26 protein-coding genes are annotated in these 21,528 nt (G+C 33.4%); 11 read left to right on the plus strand and 15 right to left on the minus strand.

All coding sequences use genetic code 11. The annotated features are described in order from the left end of the window. The 7 genes from FA045_RS17050 to FA045_RS17075 all read right to left on the minus strand — a co-directional run. Nucleotides 1-969: integrase core domain-containing protein (locus tag FA045_RS17050; protein WP_136878295.1), on the minus strand; the 969-nt coding region annotated here is incomplete at its 3' end. 163 nt (nucleotides 970-1,132) lie between these two features. Then, nucleotides 1,133-2,719, minus strand: a complete 1,587-nt coding sequence (locus FA045_RS17055) for a M1 family metallopeptidase (RefSeq protein ID WP_136878296.1) — start codon at nucleotides 2,717-2,719, stop codon at nucleotides 1,133-1,135. Nucleotides 2,720-2,813: 94 nt separating this feature from the next. Next, complete coding sequence (locus FA045_RS17060) at nucleotides 2,814-3,848, minus strand: aldo/keto reductase (protein WP_136878297.1); 1,035 nt, start codon at nucleotides 3,846-3,848, stop codon at nucleotides 2,814-2,816. Between the two features lie 58 nt (nucleotides 3,849-3,906). Beyond that, a complete protein-coding gene (locus FA045_RS17065) occupies nucleotides 3,907-4,917 on the minus strand; it encodes an LLM class flavin-dependent oxidoreductase (RefSeq protein ID WP_136878298.1) in 1,011 nt (336 codons plus the stop codon). A gap of 53 nt (nucleotides 4,918-4,970) precedes the next feature. Continuing rightward, nucleotides 4,971-5,276 carry an ArsR/SmtB family transcription factor gene (locus FA045_RS17070; RefSeq protein WP_136878299.1) on the minus strand — a complete coding sequence of 102 codons (306 nt, stop codon included), beginning with the start codon at nucleotides 5,274-5,276 and terminating at the stop codon, nucleotides 4,971-4,973. Between the two features lie 70 nt (nucleotides 5,277-5,346). After that, a complete protein-coding gene (locus FA045_RS18920; RefSeq protein WP_169305086.1) occupies nucleotides 5,347-5,520 on the minus strand; it encodes a hypothetical protein in 174 nt (57 codons plus the stop codon). A 95-nt stretch (nucleotides 5,521-5,615) separates the two neighbouring features. Continuing rightward, complete coding sequence (locus tag FA045_RS17075) at nucleotides 5,616-5,984, minus strand: response regulator (protein ID WP_169305087.1); 369 nt, start codon at nucleotides 5,982-5,984, stop codon at nucleotides 5,616-5,618. 544 nt (nucleotides 5,985-6,528) lie between these two features. Here FA045_RS17075 and FA045_RS17080 point away from each other — a divergent pair. After that, complete coding sequence (locus tag FA045_RS17080) at nucleotides 6,529-6,891, plus strand: hypothetical protein (protein WP_225871373.1); 363 nt, start codon at nucleotides 6,529-6,531, stop codon at nucleotides 6,889-6,891. A gap of 6 nt (nucleotides 6,892-6,897) precedes the next feature. On the opposite strand, the gene FA045_RS17085 is transcribed toward FA045_RS17080, so the two are convergent. The 3 genes from FA045_RS17085 to FA045_RS17095 all read right to left on the minus strand — a co-directional run bounded on the left by FA045_RS17085 (nucleotide 6,898) and on the right by FA045_RS17095 (nucleotide 9,996). Further along, nucleotides 6,898-7,113, minus strand: a complete 216-nt coding sequence (locus FA045_RS17085; protein ID WP_136878302.1) for a hypothetical protein — start codon at nucleotides 7,111-7,113, stop codon at nucleotides 6,898-6,900. Between the two features lie 108 nt (nucleotides 7,114-7,221). Beyond that, on the minus strand, nucleotides 7,222-8,289 hold the full coding sequence (locus tag FA045_RS17090; RefSeq protein ID WP_136878303.1) for a glycoside hydrolase family 130 protein: 1,068 nt from the start codon (nucleotides 8,287-8,289) through the stop codon (nucleotides 7,222-7,224). Then, entirely contained in the window at nucleotides 8,290-9,996 is a 1,707-nt protein-coding gene (locus FA045_RS17095; protein ID WP_136878304.1) for an FAD/NAD(P)-binding protein, read from the minus strand. It lies immediately after the preceding gene. Nucleotides 9,997-10,162: 166 nt separating this feature from the next. Between FA045_RS17095 and FA045_RS17100 the strand changes: the two genes are divergently transcribed. Continuing rightward, nucleotides 10,163-10,525 (plus strand): response regulator, encoded by a 363-nt coding sequence (locus FA045_RS17100; RefSeq protein WP_136878305.1) that lies wholly within the window; start codon nucleotides 10,163-10,165, stop codon nucleotides 10,523-10,525. Between the two features lie 2 nt (nucleotides 10,526-10,527). Here FA045_RS17100 and xth read toward each other — a convergent pair whose 3' ends face one another. Continuing rightward, nucleotides 10,528-11,301 (minus strand): exodeoxyribonuclease III, encoded by a 774-nt coding sequence (gene xth / locus FA045_RS17105; RefSeq protein ID WP_136878306.1) that lies wholly within the window; start codon nucleotides 11,299-11,301, stop codon nucleotides 10,528-10,530. 5 nt (nucleotides 11,302-11,306) lie between these two features. Continuing rightward, complete coding sequence (locus FA045_RS17110) at nucleotides 11,307-11,555, minus strand: hypothetical protein (protein WP_136878307.1); 249 nt, start codon at nucleotides 11,553-11,555, stop codon at nucleotides 11,307-11,309. A gap of 232 nt (nucleotides 11,556-11,787) precedes the next feature. Between FA045_RS17110 and FA045_RS17115 the strand changes: the two genes are divergently transcribed. Continuing rightward, on the plus strand, nucleotides 11,788-12,111 hold the full coding sequence (locus FA045_RS17115) for a hypothetical protein (protein WP_136878308.1): 324 nt from the start codon (nucleotides 11,788-11,790) through the stop codon (nucleotides 12,109-12,111). Nucleotides 12,112-12,169: 58 nt separating this feature from the next. Here the strand turns inward: FA045_RS17115 and FA045_RS17120 are convergent, their stop codons facing one another. The 3 genes from FA045_RS17120 to FA045_RS17130 form a co-directional block, all read right to left on the minus strand. Continuing rightward, nucleotides 12,170-12,628 carry a PA2169 family four-helix-bundle protein gene (locus FA045_RS17120; protein WP_136878309.1) on the minus strand — a complete coding sequence of 153 codons (459 nt, stop codon included), beginning with the start codon at nucleotides 12,626-12,628 and terminating at the stop codon, nucleotides 12,170-12,172. Nucleotides 12,629-13,128: 500 nt separating this feature from the next. Then, entirely contained in the window at nucleotides 13,129-13,986 is an 858-nt protein-coding gene (locus FA045_RS17125) for a ferritin-like domain-containing protein (protein WP_136878310.1), read from the minus strand. Between the two features lie 17 nt (nucleotides 13,987-14,003). Then, on the minus strand, nucleotides 14,004-14,723 hold the full coding sequence (locus FA045_RS17130) for a ferritin-like domain-containing protein (RefSeq protein ID WP_136878311.1): 720 nt from the start codon (nucleotides 14,721-14,723) through the stop codon (nucleotides 14,004-14,006). Nucleotides 14,724-14,935: 212 nt separating this feature from the next. Between FA045_RS17130 and FA045_RS17135 the strand changes: the two genes are divergently transcribed. The 8 genes from FA045_RS17135 to FA045_RS17170 all read left to right on the plus strand — a co-directional run bounded on the left by FA045_RS17135 (nucleotide 14,936) and on the right by FA045_RS17170 (nucleotide 21,527). Then, nucleotides 14,936-15,535, plus strand: coding sequence for an RNA polymerase sigma factor (locus FA045_RS17135; RefSeq protein WP_225871374.1), 600 nt, complete (start codon nucleotides 14,936-14,938; stop codon nucleotides 15,533-15,535). Nucleotides 15,536-15,905: 370 nt separating this feature from the next. Further along, the gene (locus FA045_RS17140; RefSeq protein WP_136878312.1) at nucleotides 15,906-16,436 is read left to right on the plus strand and encodes an RNA polymerase sigma factor; all 531 of its coding nucleotides are present in this window, start codon (nucleotides 15,906-15,908) and stop codon (nucleotides 16,434-16,436) included. Between the two features lie 383 nt (nucleotides 16,437-16,819). Continuing rightward, the gene (locus tag FA045_RS17145) at nucleotides 16,820-17,719 is read left to right on the plus strand and encodes a MerR family transcriptional regulator (RefSeq protein ID WP_136878313.1); all 900 of its coding nucleotides are present in this window, start codon (nucleotides 16,820-16,822) and stop codon (nucleotides 17,717-17,719) included. Further along, nucleotides 17,709-19,208 (plus strand): phytoene desaturase family protein, encoded by a 1,500-nt coding sequence (locus tag FA045_RS17150; RefSeq protein ID WP_136878314.1) that lies wholly within the window; start codon nucleotides 17,709-17,711, stop codon nucleotides 19,206-19,208. Before FA045_RS17145 ends, FA045_RS17150 begins: the two co-directional genes overlap by 11 nt. Next, complete coding sequence (locus FA045_RS17155; RefSeq protein WP_136878315.1) at nucleotides 19,205-20,041, plus strand: phytoene/squalene synthase family protein; 837 nt, start codon at nucleotides 19,205-19,207, stop codon at nucleotides 20,039-20,041. Before FA045_RS17150 ends, FA045_RS17155 begins: the two co-directional genes overlap by 4 nt. Continuing rightward, on the plus strand, nucleotides 20,038-20,553 hold the full coding sequence (locus FA045_RS17160; RefSeq protein ID WP_136878316.1) for a hypothetical protein: 516 nt from the start codon (nucleotides 20,038-20,040) through the stop codon (nucleotides 20,551-20,553). Before FA045_RS17155 ends, FA045_RS17160 begins: the two co-directional genes overlap by 4 nt. Next, on the plus strand, nucleotides 20,538-21,059 hold the full coding sequence (gene idi, locus FA045_RS17165) for an isopentenyl-diphosphate Delta-isomerase (protein ID WP_136878317.1): 522 nt from the start codon (nucleotides 20,538-20,540) through the stop codon (nucleotides 21,057-21,059). Before FA045_RS17160 ends, idi begins: the two co-directional genes overlap by 16 nt. A 3-nt stretch (nucleotides 21,060-21,062) precedes the next feature. After that, the gene (locus tag FA045_RS17170; RefSeq protein WP_136878318.1) at nucleotides 21,063-21,527 is read left to right on the plus strand and encodes a sterol desaturase family protein; all 465 of its coding nucleotides are present in this window, start codon (nucleotides 21,063-21,065) and stop codon (nucleotides 21,525-21,527) included. Nucleotide 21,528 lies beyond the last annotated feature (1 nt).

The following is a 21,528-nucleotide window of genomic DNA, read 5'->3' on the forward strand; positions in this document are numbered from 1 at the left end:
CCCGCTTAGTTTTGCCATCTCTGCTGGAGTTTTGCCATTGATGCCCTGATGCGGTCTTTGCTGATTATAGTATAGCATGTATTGCATCAGTTCATCTTTTAGTTCTTCTATTGTATCGAAGTCCGTTTCTTCTATCAGATCTTCCTTCAGTGTTCTCCAGAACCGCTCTACCTTTCCATTGGTCTGTGGCCTATAGGGTCTTGTGTACCTGTGTACAATATCAAGTTCAATAAGCAGCCGTTCAAACGGATGGTTGATCTTGCTCTGACTTTGCTTCTGACCAAATTCAGGTCCATTATTTGATATGATCTCTTCGAACTTTATCCCATATTCGCCCTGCAGCACGCTGATGCACTTCATGGTAGCAAACATTACCGTTAGTGCGGTAACATCATGCGTTACCTCTGCCCACGCCAAGCGGCTATGGTCGTCCAAAAGACAGACCAGGTACAGTTTCTGGCTTTGACCCCTTATAATTGCCCTGCCTAGATGGTGGCAGTCCACATGTCCAAGTTGACCCATTCTTTCCTTGATGATTTTCCTTTTATTCTCCTTCATCTTGGGATTTAGCCTGTTTAATCCATAGCGTTTGCTAATGTTATAGACCCCTGATGCAGAAGGTGTAAATTTATGTAATCTTGGTTTGAGAATTGAAACTATTTCATGTTTGGAATTACCCAGCTGACGAAGTTCAAGGACTTTGTTCTCTATAAAACGTATCGGACGCCTGGTACGGTATTTTGGACCTCGCTTTCGAGGCAACAAGTCTAGATCTTCGCCGCTCTGCTTAAAACGGTTATAATATTTCAAAAAACTCTTCCGGTTGGTACCCCAGGCTTTGTAAAGTTCCTCTACAAAACGATATACAGGATGCGATTTTTGCTTTACCAACTCATACTCCCGGATCATCATCCGATAGGTCTGTAGGTACTTCCGTTCTACAGTAAAATCATTTGTGTTTATTGCCATAACAGAATCAATTTAAAAATTTTGATTCTGTTACCGAAATATCTGACTTCTACAAGGATGACAATAATTTTTGTTATTTTTTTAAACCCAGCCTTGGCTTCACCACTAACTATCAAACCATATTACTTATCATCACGTGCCAAAGAGTTCTAAAAACAACAACCTACTTTGTCTCTTTAAATGAACCTTCTTTTTTAAGCAAATCGAAATATTTATCCAGATTAGAACCCAAAGATTGCTCAAAAGCAGCTTTCATATCTGCCGGACTTGGGTGTTTATGTTTCCAATTATTGTAGTAATTTTTAAACGCTAAATCTACTTTATCTTTACCAACTGCCGCCTCTAACATGTACAGCCACAAAGCTGGTTTAAGGTATGATGCCATTCCATAATCATCTGATGTTGGAAACTCTGCGGCTGGCGTTGCAATTGCAGATTTAATAGGTATGCTCATAACAGCATTATAAATGGCCGACTGAAATTGATCAACTGGCAATGCCTTTATGTTTGCAGGAATTTCGCCCATAACAGAATTTGACTTGTATTTTTCTGCTTCGTATCTAAATTGGTAATAGGTATTCAAACCTTCATCCTGCCAAGAGTGTATCCGTTCATTACTACCTAACATACTCATAAACCAATTGTGGCCAACTTCATGTGTAATTATCGCATCTAATGTTTCGGGCTTAGCATCAGGACTAGTGATTAACGTAATTGTAGGATATTCCATACCACCGCTGGCATTATTTTTTGGTCCTTCTACAACCTGCACCACTGGATAATCGTACTCCCCAATCCAGTTGCTGTATTTTTTTGTGGCATCTTTTGCATAATCAACACTCTGCAACCAAAGCGTATTTTTCTTATTAAAGTAATAAGAAAAAACATCAACCACTTTACCCGAATTAAGTTGAACAGTATCATAAGCAACAACAAACTTTTTATCAGCAAACCAGGCAAAGTCAGGTGCATTTTTCATCACATAAGTTAAAGTTTTATTGCCAGATTTGTTTTGGGGGATATATAAAACCGGTTTATCGTTTTTGGATGCATAATTTTGAGCACCGATTTTTTTATACTGTTCTAGTTCATCTGCATTTTGCAAAATACCTGTGGCACCAACTATGTATGCAGATGGCAAACTAATATTCACTTTAAAATCAGCATATTCGCTGTAAAACTCGCCCATATCTAAATATGGAAATTCATGCCAACCATCTTTATCGTAAACAGCTGGTTTTGGATACCATTGGGTGATCATAAATTCTCCATCGGCATAGCCTGATCTCGAAAAATATGATGGCAACTTCACTTTAAAATCAGTTGTGATTACTGTAGAATCCCCAGGTTTTAAAGCAGATGGAAGTTTAACTTTAATCACATCAATATACTGAGGATTTGGATGCGCTTCTGTTTCAGCAACTTTACCGTTTACTTTAAAATTTAGGCCAGCTATCTCTCCGTAAGTATATTTATCTAATTTCTTTTTACGCGATGGATCATTTTTAATCTGTTGAAACATAGCCGTAGTTTCATTTTTATAGGCATTGGGATAAATATGAAACCAAATAAAATCTAAACTTGATGGCGAATTATTTTTGTAAACAATGGTTTCAAATCCTGTTAAGGTTTTGTCATTATCATCTAAGGTTACATCAATTGTGTAATTTAAATGCTGCTGCCAATATTTATCTTGAGCAAAAGATGAGTAGGAGAAAAATATTAAAAATAGAAAGATATACTTGTTCATACTTGGTTATTTTTTTGGGAAGATAGTAATTTTGACAGTAAACAAAAAAAGGCGTACTAATTAGTTTAATACGCCAATTAGTAGTTGGTAAAACTTAATAAAATTTTGGTTGTGGAACCAAATCAAGATTTTGTTGTTGATGCCAGTAAGGATAAGCTGGATAAACGTAACTTGCCTCATCTAATCTTTTGATTTGATCTGCCGATAAATTCCATCCAACAGCTTGTAAATTCTGTTTCAATTGTTCTTCATTTCTAGCGCCAACAATAATATTTGCAATAGTTGGTCGCTGCAATAACCAGTTTAGTGCTACTTGGGCAACTGTTTTCTCAGTTTCTTCTGCCACAATTTTCAGCGCATCAACTATGTTAAATAATCTTTCTTGGTCAATTGCCGGACCATGAGAGCCGCCCTGCTGTATTCTATTATCAGTAGGAATTGGTTTTTCTCTATCATATCTGCCACCTAATTTACCAGAAGATAATGGGCTCCAAACTAAGGTTCCAATATTTTGATCAATAGCTAAAGGCATCAATTCGTTTTCAAATTCTCTATCATATAATGAATACAAAACTTGGTGACCAATGTATTTAGACCATCCGTATCTTTCTGAAACAGATAAAGATTTCATTAAATGCCAACCCGAAAAATTTGAACAAGCAATGTACCTCACTTTACCAGATTGGATTAAATTATCTAAAGTTTTTAGCGTTTCATCAACTGGGGTAGTTGCATCAAAACCATGCATGTGGTAAATATCGATATAATCAGTATTCATGCGCCTTAAACTATCTTCTACTTGTTTTACCAAATGTAAGCGCCCAGAACCTGAACTATTTGCCCCCTCGCCCATTTGAAATGTTGCTTTGGTAGAAATTAAAATCTCATCTCTATTTATGCCTACAATTGCTTTACCTAAAATTTCTTCGGCTACTCCTTGCGAATAAATATTTGCCGTATCAAAAAGGTTAACGCCTGCTGCTAAACAAAGTTCAATCAAGTGTTTGGCTTCATCAACCTGAGTTGTGCCCCAAGCTTTAAAAAATTCGTTGGTACCACCAAAAGTAGCAGTTCCGAAACTAAGTACCGGCACATTTAAGCCCGATGCGCCTAATCTTCTATATTCCATATTGTTGGATTTTATTAATGTTTTATTGTTGAGTTGGTTAGTTGGTTAGTTATTGAGACTACTTTCCTTTAATAATATCTGCAAAAAGTTGATATGAATACAATCTCGCTGTATGATCATAAATGTGTGATGTAGCCATAATTTCATCCACACCTGTTTGAGCTAAAAAGGATTGCAAATCTTCCTTTACAGTTTCTTTACCTCCAATAAGTGAAACAGCTAACATTTGTTGCACAGCTTCTTCTTGCATATCATCCCAAATTCCTTCCATGCTTTGTACAGGTTCTTGCAGCAACTTTCTTTGTCCGGTTACTATGCCAATAAATAATTGCTTTAAGGAGGTCGATAATCGTTCTGCTTCTTGATCGGTATCTGCTACAACAACATTTACGCAAGCCATAACATAAGGTTGCTGAAGTGCTGCTGAGGGTTTAAAATTGGCTCTGTAAATTTTAATTGCATTTAAAAATTGTTGAGGAGCAAAATGACTTGCAAATGCATAAGGTAAACCATAAGCTGCAGCTAAATGTGCGCTATCTGTACTTGAACCCAAAATCCATATCGGTACATTTGTGCCTTCGCCCGGTATGGCTCTAACTTTGGCATTTTTATTTTCATCCGATAAGTAAAGTTGTAATTTTCTTACGTCGGTCGGAAAATCATTGGCAGCATTAAAGCGATCTCCGCGTATTGCCATAGCCGTTAATTGATCGCTTCCAGGCGCCCTACCAAGTCCTAAATCAATCCTATCGGGATATAAAGTTGCCAATGTACCAAACTGCTCGGCTATAACTAAAGGCGAATGGTTTGGCAGCATAATACCTCCAGAACCTACTCTAATTTTTGTTGTTTTTTCTGCAATATGACCAATTAATAATGATGTTGCAGAACTGGCTACGCTTATCATATTGTGATGTTCGGCAAACCAATAACGCTCGTAACCCCAATCTTCTGCATGCCTTGCAACATCTACACTTCTTTTAAATGTATCTGCTGCAGTTTTTCCTTCAATCACAGTTGCTAAATCTAAAATAGAATAGCTAAGCGATGATAAATTTCTTGTACTCATAAAAACTTTTATCAATATAGAGCCTGAATGCAAGCTCAGTAAATCTTAAAAAATTATATATCAGATGATATAATTTTACTCAAAGCAGTAAATGCAGCTTCGTTTCTTTTGTAATAAGTCCACTTCCCCATTCTTGTAGCAGTAACCAAACCCACACGTTGCAAGAGCGAGAGATATTCTGAAATGGTGGATTGTGTTAGTCCAGCTTTTTGCTGAATATGACCCACGCAAACGCCCAAATTTTCTTTATCACATGTGGTTTTATAATCTGGGAAGTGAAGATCTGGTTCTTTAAGCCAAGCTAAAATTTGTAACCTAGTTTTATTTGATAGTGCTTTGAATACTTCAATCTGATCCATGGCACAAATATATATCGGAATTTCCCGATATGCCTATAAAAATAAATTTGATGACAAGATTGTGAGAAATTTAATCTTCTATACCTTCTCCAAAATCAGTTTTTGGAATTTGTTTTAGCGGTTTATTTTTTGGATGATTTAGATTTTCCTCATCAATAATTTGATCATCAAGCTCTTCATTACTTGGTCTTGATACTATTTTAAAATCTTCTTGTGGAGGGACTGTTTTTTTATCGTGTTGCATATCAGCTTTTTATTTAAAAGCTTTCTAATTGATAAAAAGTTTTAAAAATTATATAATAGCTATTTACAACTCTTAAAAAAACTTAAAGAACATAATCAGATTAATTCAGCCAAAGCGCTCTTATTTAAGGGTTTGCTAATTAACTCCGTTACATAAGGATTAGCTTTAATTTTAGCTAAATCAACTAAAACATCAGAACCAGTAAGCACAACAATTTTGCACTTTTTAATTAATTGATCGTTTAATTTAGCAAAACGTTCTAAAAATCCGAAGCCATTTATACATGGCATATCCAAATCTAAAATAATTAATTCAGGCAATTCTGTTATATTATTTTGGCGTTGTACCAGATAAGCTAATGCATCCTCAGCACATTCCATAACTGTTACATTTTCTATCGAAAAATTGTGCTTTAGTATATATTTAGTAATCATATGATCAATTGGATTGTCATCTACGATCATAATTTTAGTTGGTTGCACCATATAAATAGAAAGTTATTTATTTATTATTAGATTTATTGAACAAGGAGTGATTTGAATAAAAGAATTTAATTTTAGTAATTACTTAATTATTAAAATCTTGATATTCATTTAGTCGTATCCAATTTTTATACCCAACTTAAAATTTATTAAGCATTATTCAATTTGTTACAATTCAGGCCTAACCTAAATATAACAATTTTTTGGTTTATGCTTTTTAATAGACAGAAAAGATGTTTAAACATTAAGTTGTAAATATTTTGAATTAAAATATCTTTAAAAAAATTGACTACAATTATTTTATGAATATATTTAACTTTAAAAAAATGTGGATTTAAATCCCCAAATTGAGTATAATTATTCCCGCCACATTATTACTCACTTTACATTACAACGTGATTAATTTTATATTGTTAGAACAAGTAAATTGAATTAATGTTACTTAACACCAATATTTAAAGTAAATAATAAAACATACTGGCTACTTTTAGGTTTATCATAAATATTATTATAGATTGATATGGAAATGATTTTTATACTCGCTATTCCAGTTGCTTGTATTGCATGGACGGTTACTAAAGAAGAAGTTTTTAGAGAGGCAAGAGAGTTTTGTGTAGGAAAATCTCAAAAATGCAGAACTTTATTACAAAGGAAATTTTTTTACCTATTTACTTGCGAATATTGTTTTAGCCATTACGTAACCATATTAATTTTAGCAATAACAAACTACACTTTAATTTACGATGGTTGGAAAGGATATTTACTAGCAGGATTTAGTATTATATGGATTGCTAATGTTTACATGAGTTTGTATAATTTATTAAGGATAGATCTTAAAAAGCAAAAGATAATAACCAAAAAGGAGGAACAAAATCTTCCTCCTGATTAATTAAAATTACTGCATATTGTTTGAAGTATCCATGTTGGTGGTATCGTTACTCATACCAGTTGTATCTCCCATAGCGCCATTATTCATATTTTCTGAAGATTGATTAGTCATGCTTGTATCAATGCGATTTGAATCAGCATCTGCAGCATCATTTTTTTGATTTGTATTACACCCTAAAGTTACCATACCGGCAAATGCTAGGATAATTAAAATGTTTTTCATAAATTTTTTGCTTAATTTTTTGTTATAGGAAATGTTTTAATTTGCTTTTACTATTCAATTAGTAATCAATTATCTTATAAATAGCTGAAGTTTTAAAAATGTTTAAGATTACGCTAAATAGGAGTGAATTTTATTTATTTTATTTAAAATCTCTGAAATAGAAAAATCTGCAGCACAAATAACTTCATCAGCGGCGCCGTAATAAATGGTTAATTTATCTCCATTTACAATATGACCATTGGTAAATACCACTTCACCAAAAAACCCATATTTTTCATACTTTTCTAGCGGTTGCATAATTGAATCAATAGTTCTACCTAGCACCAAACTCGGATTTTCTAAATCCAACAAAAAAGCTCCTAATCCATACTTATGATGCTCATCAGCGCCATGATAAATAGCCAACCATCCCGCTTTTGTTTTAATTGGAGATGCACCCGCCCCAACCCTTGCGCTATCCCAAAGATTATTTCTTGTCTTAATTAAACATTTATGATTGCCCCATTGTAATCCATCATCAGATTCTGCTAGCCAAATATAGCTCCCGCCGATTACTGCACTACTAGGCCTATGTAAAGCGTAATATTTACCCTCAATTTTACCCTCAAATATGGCACAATCTTTATTATGGGGAGGGAAAATCATTCCTAATTCTTCAAAATTGCGCCAATCTTTTGTTGTTCTTAAACCAACACCAACGCCACAATTTGATACTGCTGTGTAAGTTAAATAGTAAGTTTCCTTAATTTGGGTTACTCTACAATCTTCAATACCAAAATTTTCTAATTCGCCATTACCAAAAAGGGCTGGATAATTTTCATCTTCTGTAAAATCAATCCCATTATCGCTACAAAGTAACCTTAAATGCGAAACTGTAGTTAAATAATCTTCTCCTTGATAATTAACCACTCTTACATCTTCAATAATTAATTCTGGATCATTAATCGAAACTTCTTTTATTTCAATTTCTTTATTGGCATTTAATTTTGGAATACTAATGTAACCCTCTTTCGGCTTTACATTTTCTGCAACACGAACTAAAAGCCATATTTTATTTTTAAATACAAAAACACCAGGATTAAGTAAACTAACAATAACCAATTGACTGTTACTGGGCTCTAAATCAGCAGGCTTTAATAACGGATTTTGAATAAAACGTTTGGCTAGGTCACTCATTTAAAATTTAGCTATAATTCGTTGAGATGCTTCTTCACTAAAATCTATACCCGAATAATCTGGATTAAAACCGCCGATATAAGGAACCGCCATGATAAATAAATGCGGGTTTGCCTCCCCTCTTTCATCAACAATTTGAAAATGATCATTGATGGTTATGCCAGGAACATCCAATGTAAAACTTTGATCTTCCGACTGCTTAACCTTTTCATTGTCAACAAACTCGGCAGCACCAATCTCTTGATCTTTAAAATTCAATTTAGCTGAACTAATTGCTCCAGCTTCTTTTAAACCATCAAAAACAAATTTATCAAAATCTAAATGTGGTTGCCCTACACAATCTACAAAAGTTTGGTATGCCTGTGCTACAGCAACATCATTTTCATCCGTATAATGATAGATGATACCACCCTTATCTGCAATTTCTACCTCACTGTCGTTACCTACCGAAACAATATCTAAAACTCCAGCATCATGCAAAGCGATTAATTCTTCGCAAGAACTTTGTGGCACAAATGCAATCACAATTGATATTAAAGGCATCAATTTTTTCTGCAGTCTTAACATATCTTCGGCAGAAAAATATTTTGCAGGATAATTCATAGAAAAACTAAGTATAGCCAACATTTCTTTCCAATAAATTGATTCCTTTCTTTTAATAGACTTTTCAGCCTGAACATACTCGGCTTTTAGTAACTGAAATGGAGGTAGTTTTTCCCTTAACTCCATCATTGCATCTACGAATGTTTCAACATCCATATCTTTAATCTGTTCATAAAATGAAGGATCTTTTTCTTTAAAAATCTCCTTAAAATCTTTCTCAAAAACAAAATCTAAAGAAACAAAACCTTCATTTTCTTCCCTATGCTGTTTAAAATCTTCTATGCTAAGTAACGAATCATTTCTTAGTCTCGAATCTTCTAAATGAAACCTAACGGCAGGCAATAATCCATTTCTAGAATGCATCAATAAGCTAAAATTCTCACTACCTGCTGCCAATTGATAAGTTAATTTACCATCTTCATTTTTGGCAAAACTTCCATTGTGGCGAGCTAGTGTTCTAATGGCATCAATAGCTGTTAGCGACGAACCTTTTAATGCGATTGGATGATTAAGTTTTAAAGCTAGTTTTGCAGGAGGATAAGGAGAATCGAAATAACCTTGAACTAAACCTTCGTATTTTTTAGGCCAATTGTGTCCGGTTGCAATCACTACTTTATCAAACTTAAAAATGTTTTGATCAGCTAAAATCCAAACTTCATTTAATTCTGGCTTATAAATTACATCATCTACATTGCAATTTGTTTTTACTTCAACATCGATATTTTTCTCAACCGCTTGCTGAAGTAATATTTCGAACTGCGCTTGTAAATAAGCTCCAAAGAAAAGCCTTGGAAGCACTTTGTATTCGTTAAAATTATTTGATTTGATTTGGTATCGATCTAATAACTCTTGCGGAGCTTGATCAACCCATTCTTCGATTGAATTAACAAAATTTGGCACTTCATTATCAGAAACATTTGTGATATGTTCATCGCTAGCACCTTCGGTACTATAAGGCATGCCTGCTCCTAATTGATTTTTTCGTTCAAAAATAGTAACCTCGAAGTTTGGTTGGTTTGCCTCTACAATTCTTTTAAACATAAATAAGCCGCTTGGGCCACCACCTAATATGGCTATACGAATTTTACTTTTGGAAGTATTCATTAAAAAAACGTTAATTGTTATTGATGTTGAACAATGATTTGATAATTATGTTTAGCTTATTAATGCATGTAATGATTAAAATACAACCTATAGGTTTAAACTGAGTTTTTAGCTAAACAAAATTATTGCGATTCAGTTTAACTATATGTCTACTTACCACATCATTATGAAAAAGAGCATTTATATTTTAGATGACACCGAGGATATCAGGAACATCATATCAGAAATATTAACTGAGAAAAATTTTGAGGTTAAAGGTTTCTCGAATGTAAAAGAATTTAGAAAAGGTATAATGTACGCACAGCCAGATCTTTTTATTTTGGATGTGATGTTACCGGATGGAAATGGAATTGATCTTTGTGATGAGTTGAAGGACAATAGAAATACGAGACATATTCCCGTATTAATGATGTCGGCCAATAATGCTTACAGTGCGGCAAAAAAAATGTGCGAAACCGAAGATTTTATCAATAAACCGTTTGATATTGATGATTTTATAGAAAAAGTAGAAGATCAGTTAGATAAATAGCTTTAAGTTTTTATTTCAATCCAAACTGGGCAATGATCACTGGTTTTCTCCCAACCTCTTACATGTTTATCAACTGCTGCATTAATTAGTTTTGGTTTTAAATCTGGACTAAGCAAAAAATGATCTATCCTTAATCCGGCATCTCTGCCGTAAGCATTTCTAAAATAATCATAAAAAGTATAAATTTTCTCGGTAGGATATAATAATCTAATGGCATCTATCCAACCTTGGCTTAATAATTTTTGAAATGCAGCTCTAGTTTCAGGTCTAAAAAGTGCATCATTAACCCAACGCTCAGGCTTGTAAACATCTAATTCTGTTGGCATCACATTGTAATCGCCAATTAATATGGTAGGTAATTTATAAGTTAGTAGTTGAGCGGCATGTGCAGTTAACCTTTCAAACCATTGCAATTTATAATCAAATTTTACACCTGGTGAAGGATTTCCATTTGGTAAATACAAACAGCCAATAACTATACCATCAATCAAAGCTTCAATGTATCTACTTTGTAAGTCATCATCATCTCCTGCTAAGCCTCTCCTCAGCTCTTTTATTTCCTTATTTTTAGCTAAGATAGCAACCCCGTTCCAGCTTTTTTGACCATGCCAAATTGCATTGTAACCAGCTTCATTTATGGCTTGTATAGGAAACTTTTCATCTGGTGCTTTAAGCTCTTGCAAACAAACCACATCCGGACTAGTTTCACTTAACCATTTTAAAAGTACTGGCAATCTGCCATTAATGCCGTTTACGTTGTAGGTTGCTATCTTCATACTTATTAATCGTCGTGCTGTGGTTTAGCAAAATCTCCTAAAAAACCTTTACCATCAGTATCTGTTGCAGATTCATCTTCACTATCTTCTTTTTCTTCTGGCGGAAGATTGCCAGATGCATTTCCAGCAATGTCATTTTGAGAATAATCTGTTTCTTCTTTCTCTAGTTTTGCTTTGTCATCTGAACTTAATTCAACGTTATTTCTTTTTTGATTTTCGTTAGTGCCATTTGGCTCATTTTGCGTAGGTAACATAGGTTTAATGTTTAAATTTATACTAAATATTAAACATTGTTACTCGGCTATTGTTTGGATAATTGCAATGCTTAACAAAGCAATTCTATTTTAACTATCAATTAAAGCAAATTATAGTGTATCTTCACCGCAGAAAATCAAGCCAAACCTTCCTTCCTTTTCTTAATTCCTTTTAGGGCACGTTTGCCCTACAGGATGACAAATCCTTTTAGGTTAATTAAAAACAGCATACATGAGCACAAAAGAAATTCAATATCAAATCGGACTTTTCCTTTTTCAATTAAATAATACATCTGACGAAAGCGGCTTTAAAACCGATGAAAAGTGGGAAATAAAACTTACCAATGAGATTGATATGAAAAAAATAGTGAAGGATTATAAGCCCGCTATTGCTACTCAAATTCCTAAAAATATTATTGTTGAGGTTTATCAAGCCATTAGAGCAAAGCTAAATCAAGGCGAAGATTTAGAAGTATCTTTACTGGATAAAAAATCGATTGATAAATTAGAACTAAATTATGTGGTAGCGTTTAATACCAACAGACCAATTAGATAAATATCTGATATGTATTTGTAGGTCAGTGGATGATTTCACTGACCTATTTTTATGCTTTTTAATTGGTAAATTGTTGATGTAATTCTTCTACTTCTTTTAATGTATTCAATACTCCCGCTCTTTGCCTAAGTAAAATAGAAAAATAATCTTCTACCTCTTCACTTTCAGCCAAATAATAATCATATTTAACTAGCGCAGCTTGCTCACTTATTTTTACAGCAGCTAAAATTGCTGCATCGTCTCTTGCCTTTAAAGCATCTTTAATTTCTAACCAAGTGCGATGCAATATTCCAATTAAACCACCTTTTTCATTTTCAGCAATTTCTCCAAGTCTCAAAATTTGAAACTTTAATTCATCTTCATAAATATTACGTTCGGTAATTTTTTGCATAAAAAGATCTTTTAAAAATTGATCATTTGTTGCCTCTGCTGCTACTTTAAATCCTTCTTTGCCATCATTTACAATTTGAACTAAATCTTTAAGGTCTGTAATTATTTGTGCGTTGCTTTTCATCATTTTATGTTTACTAAAACAACTTACCTTAGCACAAAAGGTTTAAAAAATTTTAAATAAGGGATATAAACAAAATAAATTAATTGATTTAACGATAAGGAAATTGAAACACAAATAAGAAACAATTTATAGTTAAGTTAACATTAGATGAATTTAGAATTAAATCATCTGTTTGAGATAGAAATTTGTGGATAATCCACATATTGTGTAAAAGTTTTTAAACAGATTAAACCTTTAAAAACCTAAATTGTTATCAGATTAATAAAACGACAAAAAAGTCCTGTGAACGGGTAATCCGTGTAGGGCAGGCACACCATAAAGTTCAAATAAAAAGTCTCTTTTAAATTAAACAGGGACTTTTATGAACTTCCTTAAACTTTGCACAATCGCCAATAATTCAGCTATTATCACCCTGTGTAAAACAAAATTTTGTTAAAAATTTATGGCAATAAAAAAGGGAAGAAAATATCCATTCCCTTCCCTTAACTTAAACCAATAAAAACTTATGCTAATTTTTTAGTTCTGATGAAAATGTTTGCGATTGTTTTAACAGTTGTACCATTTAAAATCTCATCGAAACACTCGGCAGCATGTGTTTGCGTAACTGCAGTTCCATTGATACCAGTAATTTCTACACCAGCTTGCATTGTACTTTGCTCACCAGCATAAACTGCATTTACTTGCGCAATACCTGTATCATTTCCATTTGCTGCATAAGCAATCCATGGTTTTAATGGTATTCCAGCTGCAGCCGCCATTTGACGAACATGAGCAGCGTGACGAGCCTCAACTGAGTGAATTTGTAAAGCAGTTGTTAATACCGCATTCTGTTTTAATACGCCAGCTTGACCTTTGTAAGCTCTAACACCTGTATCTTCGAAAGCAATAGCTACTTTTAAGAACGTTGCGTAATTGCTAAATACATCTGCAAAAGCAGTACCGAACGTTGCCGCACCTGTAAAATCAAAATCTGCATCTACATAAGCATCTGCACCTGTAATATTTAATGCACCTTTTAACAAATCAACGTGTGCACGTTCGTGACCACGGATGGTTTCAATCGCAGTTCTTGATGCTGCATTAGGGAAAACAATGGTAGAATTTGTTAAAGCGTGGTTATAATAATTGTATTCTAAATATTCTAATGCCAAAGCAAAGTTTAAAACTTCGGTAACACTAGTTGGGTTTGTTTGTCCGTATGCTTTTTGAAACATAGAACCTAAAGCCAATGGCAATGCAGCTAAAGAAACTTTTTTTCCTACATTGAAAAAATCTTTCATTGCTTTACGTCTTGGGCTTAATCTTTCATAGATCTCACCGTCAACTTTTTCTATTTCGTCTAATATATTTATGATATTCATGATTGTTGAATTAAAGATTAAAGATTGATTACGTTGATTTGAGTTTTGATAAATGGTTTAGCCAATGCCAAAACTCTATCTGGTGTTAATGCTCCATCTAAACCACCAGCTACATTTGCACCAAATGGAACTAATGTACTTAAATTAGCGAATGAACCTGGATTAATTTGGTCTCTAACCCATGCAGCGTGACGAGCTTCTACCGATACAATTTGTCCGGCAATTACTAAGTTAGCTGTATTTGTTATTCTAACACCAGCACCGTTGTAAGCTGCAACACCTAAATCTTCAAATGTTTGAGCTGCTGCTAAAACTGCTGCGCCACTTGTAAAATCAATAGAAGAAAAATCAACCTCTAAACTACCAATAGCATTACCAGCTAATGCTTTTTTAAAGAATTCTCTGTGGGCAATTTCATGAAACTGCACATCCTGAAAATAGTTACGTTGTACAGTTGTAAAAGAAGATGGCAAAGCCGATGCTACTCTAATGTAAAATGCTGCTTCTAATTGCTCTAAAGCATAAGCATAGTTTAATACACCAACATCATCTTTAAAATCTAGCGTAGCGCCCATGTTAGGTATAGCTACACGGTCTTTTCTACAGCCGGCTGCTGTTAAAGCTACTACCGCTGCTCCAGCTCCTGCATAACGCAAAAAAGAACGACGCTGTAATTTAGCTTCCAAAATTGTACTTTCATTTAGTACATCTTGTTTTGGTTCGTTTAAATTTTCCATAAGAAATAAATTATTTTAAGTTTCGTAATAAGGTCTTATATGGGGCACATACGTGAGATCAAGCGCTTCGGTTTTCAACAGCCTTATTTAATCTAAAATATCACACTCCTTTTCAGAATATCACTCAATAAATAATTAGTATTCTTTATAGGAATATCACCAACAATTTTAATTTCCTTGTGTTATACCATCAATTATTAAATAACGGTATAATGATGCTCGCCCTTAAATCTACTTTCCAAGCTATTGAAAAACAGCACCTCAAATTGGTTAAAACACCATCTGTTGAGGAAACTTTGGTTGCTGAATTAAAAGAAGGGAAAGCTATAGCCATTAAACAATTGTACCAAATGTATGCCCCGGCTTTAAACGGTATCATTAAAAGGATTATTAAATACGACGAAATTGCAGAAGACGTTTTGCAAGATACATTTGTTAAAATATGGAAATCTATTGGCCAGTATGATGCAACTAAAGGCAGGCTTTTTACATGGATGGCTAACGTGGCCAAAAACATGGCAATAGATCAAGTAAGATGTAAAGCTCATTTAAATGCCAGTAAAACTGATGATATTGGTGAAGTATCTTTTGGATTGATAGAACATCAATCTTATGTAAACCCTAATATGGAAACCATCGGGATTAAGCAATTGCTTGGCCACTTAAAACAAGATCAGCAAGAAATTATTGAACTTATTTATTTTAAAGGATTTACTCACGTTCAAGTATCTGAAATTTTAAATATCCCTTTGGGTACCATTAAAACAAAGTTGAGATTGGCCATTTTAAAGTTGAGAAAATATTTCAACTAAGCTAATCTACCTCACCTATTTACTATCATTTCCATTTTATTGTTTATTGTTCAATGTTTTGTACAATTGGTCTTCAGCTGTATTTTTTTAGGCAATTAAGGTTTCGCCAATTTTCATCCGCGTTTGCGTAATTTACTTAATGTTAAAGGTATAAGTACCCAATTTTTAATGCTTAATATTCAAGCTAATAAATGGCATGATGTTCAAAACTTATCAGAATATCGCTACAAGGCATATAATGCTTTTAATAATTCGTTAAGCAACATTTTCGATAGAATGGAGATCAAAATTCGTTGCCATGATGGTATAATGTTTGAACAAATTTTATTGTTATCGAATTAATCTCTGAAAAAATTTAAATCAACCTATTATGACTATAGAAAGCTTAAACTTCGATTCAATGATCATTCCTTACCGTGCTAAGCTTAAAGCTTATGCCATGGGCTTTACTAACGATGAAGAAAATGCAAATGATTTAATGCAAGATACTTTGCTTAAAGCCTTTACTTATTTTGCTAAATTTAAACCCGAAACCAACTTTAGGGCTTGGTTATTTACCATTATGCGCAATACTTTTATTAATGATTACCGCCGTAATGCCCGTACTCAAAAAGTAATGTCTACTACTGAAGAAATTTCTTCAAGTCAATTACTGCACAGCGCATCAAAAAACCAAGGGGAGCAAAAATTTATCAATGCTGATATTGAAAAAGCATTAACCTCTTTACCAGCTAACTTGTATGATCCATTTATGCGCTATTTTGAAGGTTATAAATATCATGAAATTGCCGAAGAGTTTGATATGCCCATCGGCACTGTTAAAACCAGGATACATTATGCTCGTATGCATTTAAAAAAATACCTTAAGGTTTATGAAGAACTTAAATGTAAAATTAATTAGTTATTAAGATATATCTACCTATGCGAGCCTCAACAATTGTTGGGGCTTTTTTGAAAAAAAATTTTAAAATTTATTGAGCTATTAATCAAATAATTACAAATATTACAATAGGTTTTTAACATATTTATTTGATTTTATTTTTTTTAAATAGAGTTATCATTATATTTGCTCTTGAGAGCGTTAATTTAAACGGGGATACGGTGTTAAAACTGTGTCTCCGTTTTCTTTTTTAGCGCTGTTTTTAAAAAATATTTTCATAAGCTTTACTTCCCTATTGAAGCACTAAAATCAGCCCTCTTAATTCCTTAAAGTAACAAAACTGATAAATTTTATAATTCCTACATCCATTTTGTCTAAATTTTCGTTAATTTACTTAGACAAAAATGAAGTTTTCAATTTCACATTTAGAGCAACTTTCAGGTGTACCCATTCATACCATTAGAATTTGGGAAAGGAGATATCATGCCCTTACGCCAGATCGTTCTGAAGGAAATACCAGAATTTATTCTGATGCACATTTAAAACGACTGTTAGATATTGTAAGCATGGTACAAGCCGGTATTAAAATTTCGGCAGCCTGTTCTTATACCCAACTTCAAATTAATAGTTTTTTAGAAAATGAAATCAATAAAACAGTTGGTATTGATGAAAGACACGAATTTTACATCTCGCAACTGGTAAAATACGGATTAACATTTAATGAAGTGGAGTTTAGCAGGCTACTGGAAGGCTGTTTTAGCAATTACACCATTGAAAAATCTTATCAAAACATCATTTATCCTGTATTACAAAGGGTTGGTTTTTTATGGCGAAAAGACGAAGTATGCCCAGCTCAAGAGCACTTTATCACCAATATCATACGTCAGAAACTGATGGTTGCCATAGCGCAAATACCGTTGGCATCATTAAATAAATCTACTTGGTTATTGTGCCTACCAGAGGATGAAGGCCATGATATCCCCCTTCTTTTTGCCAATTACTTATTACGCAACAACGGATTTAAGGTAATTTACTTAGGAGAAAAAATACCCACCAATTCAATTCAAAATGCAATTCATCAAAATAAAATAGCTCATCTTTTACTTTTTATGGTTAGACAAAGACCACTAGCAGAAACAAATAAACTCATACACGAACTCAGCAATCAAAACCCTGATATAAATATTCACTTATCTGGGAATAAAGATTTAATCACCTCTTTACAATTAGATCAAAAAATTAATTACTTACCTTCAATAGCCGCATTTATAACTCATCTCCATCAACTAAGCCATGCCAACTAAACAAACCTATCAACAAAAAATTGCCGTTATTGGCTCTGGCTTTGCAGGCTTAAGTGCTGCTTGTTATTTGGCAAAAGCCGGATATGAGGTTGATGTATATGAAAAAAATGAAGACATTGGCGGCAGAGCAAGGCAAATGAGTACCGAAAACGGTTACAAATTTGATATGGGCCCAAGTTGGTATTGGATGCCCGATGTATTTGAACGTTTTTTTGCAGACTTCGGTAAAAAACCATCAGATTTTTACGAGCTTACCTTACTCGACCCAGGTTTTTCAATTGTTTTTGGTGAAAACGACTTAATGGAAATTCCTAATGATCAATTGGCTTTAGATGAGCTTTTTGAAAGTATAGAGAAAGGAAGTGCCGTAAAACTGAAACAATTTTTAGAGGAAGCCGCCTACAAATACAAAGTAGGTATGGATAAATTGGTTTACAAACCTGGTTTATCAATTGCAGAATTTATTGATTTAGATATTTTTAAAGGTATATTTAAACTTCAGCTGCTTACTTCTTTCCATAATCATGTGCGTAAGTTTTTTAAGCACCCCAAATTAATTGCCTTAATGGAATTTCCTATTTTGTTTTTGGGTGCTACTGCTGCAGATACACCAGCTTTATACAGCTTAATGAATTATGCTGGCTTAAGTTTAGGTACTTGGTACCCTAAAGGTGGTTTTGTTGCTGTAATTAATGCCATGAAAGATTTAGCAGTACAACAAGGTGTAAAATTTTATACCAATGAAAGTATTCAGTCTTTTGTTATTGATGACCACGAAGTTGCCCAATTAAAATCTACCACTAGAACAGAAGATTACGATGGTGTAATCGCTGCTGCAGACTATCACCATATTGAAGAGGTTTTGGGTGATGATTACAGAAACTACAAAGAAAAATATTGGGATAAAAGAGTAATGGCTCCATCGAGCTTATTATTTTATTTAGGTGTAACCAAAAAAATAGAAAAACTACATCATCATACCCTATTTTTTGATGAAGATTTGGCATTACACGCCGAAGAGATTTACACCACACCAAAATGGCCAAGCAAACCGTTATTTTATACCTGTTGCACCTCAAAAACAGACCAAGATGTTGCCCCTGCTGGTCACGAAAATCTATTTATCCTTATACCACTTGCTCCCAATTTAGAAGATACTGAAGCGTTAAGAGAAAAATATTATCACATTGTGATGGATAGATTAGAGAAATTTACCGAAACCGATATTAGAAACAACATCGATTATAAAAAAAGTTATTGCATTACAGATTTTGTAAACGATTATAACGCATACAAGGGCAATGCGTATGGTTTAGCCAATACTTTACCACAAACAGCTAACCTTAAGCCTTCTATTCAGAATAAAAAACTAGCTAATTTCTGTTATGCTGGTCAACTTACAGTTCCTGGTCCTGGTGTTCCGCCTTCTATTATTTCGGGCAAAGTGGCCACAGATGTATTAATTAAGCACCTAGAAAAACAAATATGAAAGAGACATTTGATACATTATCTGCCTCATGCAGCAAGTTAACTACCCTTAGGTACAGTACTAGTTTTTCGTTAGGCATTTATTTTTTACACAAACCATTGCGCCAACCAATTTATGCAATTTATGGTTTTGTTAGGCTTGCCGACGAAATAGTAGATAGCTTTCATGATTATGATAAAACGTATCTGCTGCAAAAATTTAAGGACGATTGTAATGAAGCAATTGAACAAGGCATTAGTTTAAATCCAATTTTAAATTCATTTCAGCAAGTGGTTAATCAATACCAAATTGACCACGAATTAATTGCTTTGTTTTTAAAAAGCATGGAGATGGATTTAAATGAGCAAACCTATTGTAATGACAAGTATGATGAATACATTTTAGGCTCGGCACAAGTGGTTGGTTTAATGTGCTTAAAGGTTTTCACCAATGGTGATGAAGCAGAATATCAAAGATTAAAACCATCAGCCATGCGTCTAGGTTCAGCATTTCAGAAAGTTAATTTTTTGAGAGATTTAAAAGCAGATTTTCAGCAATTGAACCGCTCTTATTTTCCTAATATCGATTTAACTAATTTCAGCCATGCTGCAAAAAAAGAAATTGAAGCAGACATAGAAAACGAATTTAAATTGGCTTTAGAAGGCATAAAACAATTGCCTAAAAGCTCAAAAAAAGGCGTTTATTTAGCTTACATTTATTATTTAGAGCTGTTTAAGAAAATTAAAAAGGCACCACCAGAAAAAGTGATGAACAATAGAATTAGAATTTCTAACGGTCATAAATTTGGATTGATGTTCGATTCGCTATTAAGACACAAAATGAATGTTTTATGAAATTTTTAGCTGTGTTGATTTTGATGATGGTTTCGAATTTTTTTACAATGAGCGATGTGGAGGTTGCAACCCTACGCAAATTATATTACGAAGCCGCAGAAAATAAAGCAGCAGTAAAAAAATTATCAGCTTTGCTGGCTAAAGTAAACGACAATTCTGATGCAATTTTAATTGGTTATAGAGGTGCAACTGAAATGATGGAAGCCAAATATGCGTTTAATCCGGTAACTAAATTAAGCCGATTTAATAAAGGAAAAAACTATTTAGAAAAGGCCATTAAAAAAGAACCAAAACAAGCGGAGTTAAGGTTTATTAGGTTTTCTATACAAACCAACCTTCCCTCCTTTTTGGGTTACAATGATCATATTAAAATAGATAAAGATGTGTTAATCAATTCAATTGTTAAAATTGATGATAAGCAACTAAAAAACAACATTATAGAATACCTCATTATATCTAAACAATGTAATCAGGAAGAAATTAAAAAAATAAAAAATTGGCAGAAGACGTAATTTTAGTAGATTATAACGACAATGAAATTGGCATAATGCCAAAAATGGAGGCTCATATTAGTGGTATTTTACACCGTGCCTTTTCAGTTTTTATATTTAATACCAAAGGCGATTTATTGTTGCAACAAAGAGCTTTAGACAAATACCATTCGGGCGGCAAATGGACTAACACTTGCTGCAGTCACCCAAGAAGTGGCGAGGAAAATATCGCGGCAGCAAATAGAAGGTTGTTAGAAGAAATGGGCATGAGTTGTGATTTGATTTATGGCTTTAACTTTTTATACAAAGCCAATGTAGAAAATGGTTTAATAGAACATGAGTTTGATCATGTATATTATGGCATAACAGATGACTTGCCAATTATAAATGTAGCTGAGGTAGCTAATTATAAATACTTAAATTTGTATGATTTGGCTGAAGATTTAAAAACTAATCCACAACAATATACTGAGTGGCTTAAAATAGCCATAGATAAGGTTTTAACACTTTACAAAACAATTTTTTAGGATATGCAAACTTTAATAAATATAGGTATCGTATTGGGCACATTTTTTAGCATGGAAGGAGTTGCGTGGCTAACGCATAAATATGTTATGCATGGCTTATGCTGGTTTTTGCACGAAGATCATCATCAAAAAGACCCAAATGATTTTTTAGAAAAGAATGATTTTTTCTTTTTGATTTTTGCTATTCCGGGAATAATTTGCTTGGCCTTAGGCAACTTTTTTGAGGTAAGGATTGCGCTATACGTTGGTATAGGAATTACCCTTTATGGTTTATGCTATTTTTTGGTACACGATATTTTTATTCACCAACGTTTTAAAATATTTAGAAATACAGACAATTGGTATTTAAAGGCAATTAGAAGAGCTCATAAAATGCACCATAAACATTTAGGCAAACATGAAGGCGAATGTTTTGGTATGTTGTGGGTGCCAATTAAATATTTTATGCAGGCTAAAAACAGCAAATAAC

Source organism: Pedobacter cryotolerans, from assembly GCF_005116475.1.
Lineage (GTDB): Bacteria > Bacteroidota > Bacteroidia > Sphingobacteriales > Sphingobacteriaceae > Pedobacter > Pedobacter cryotolerans.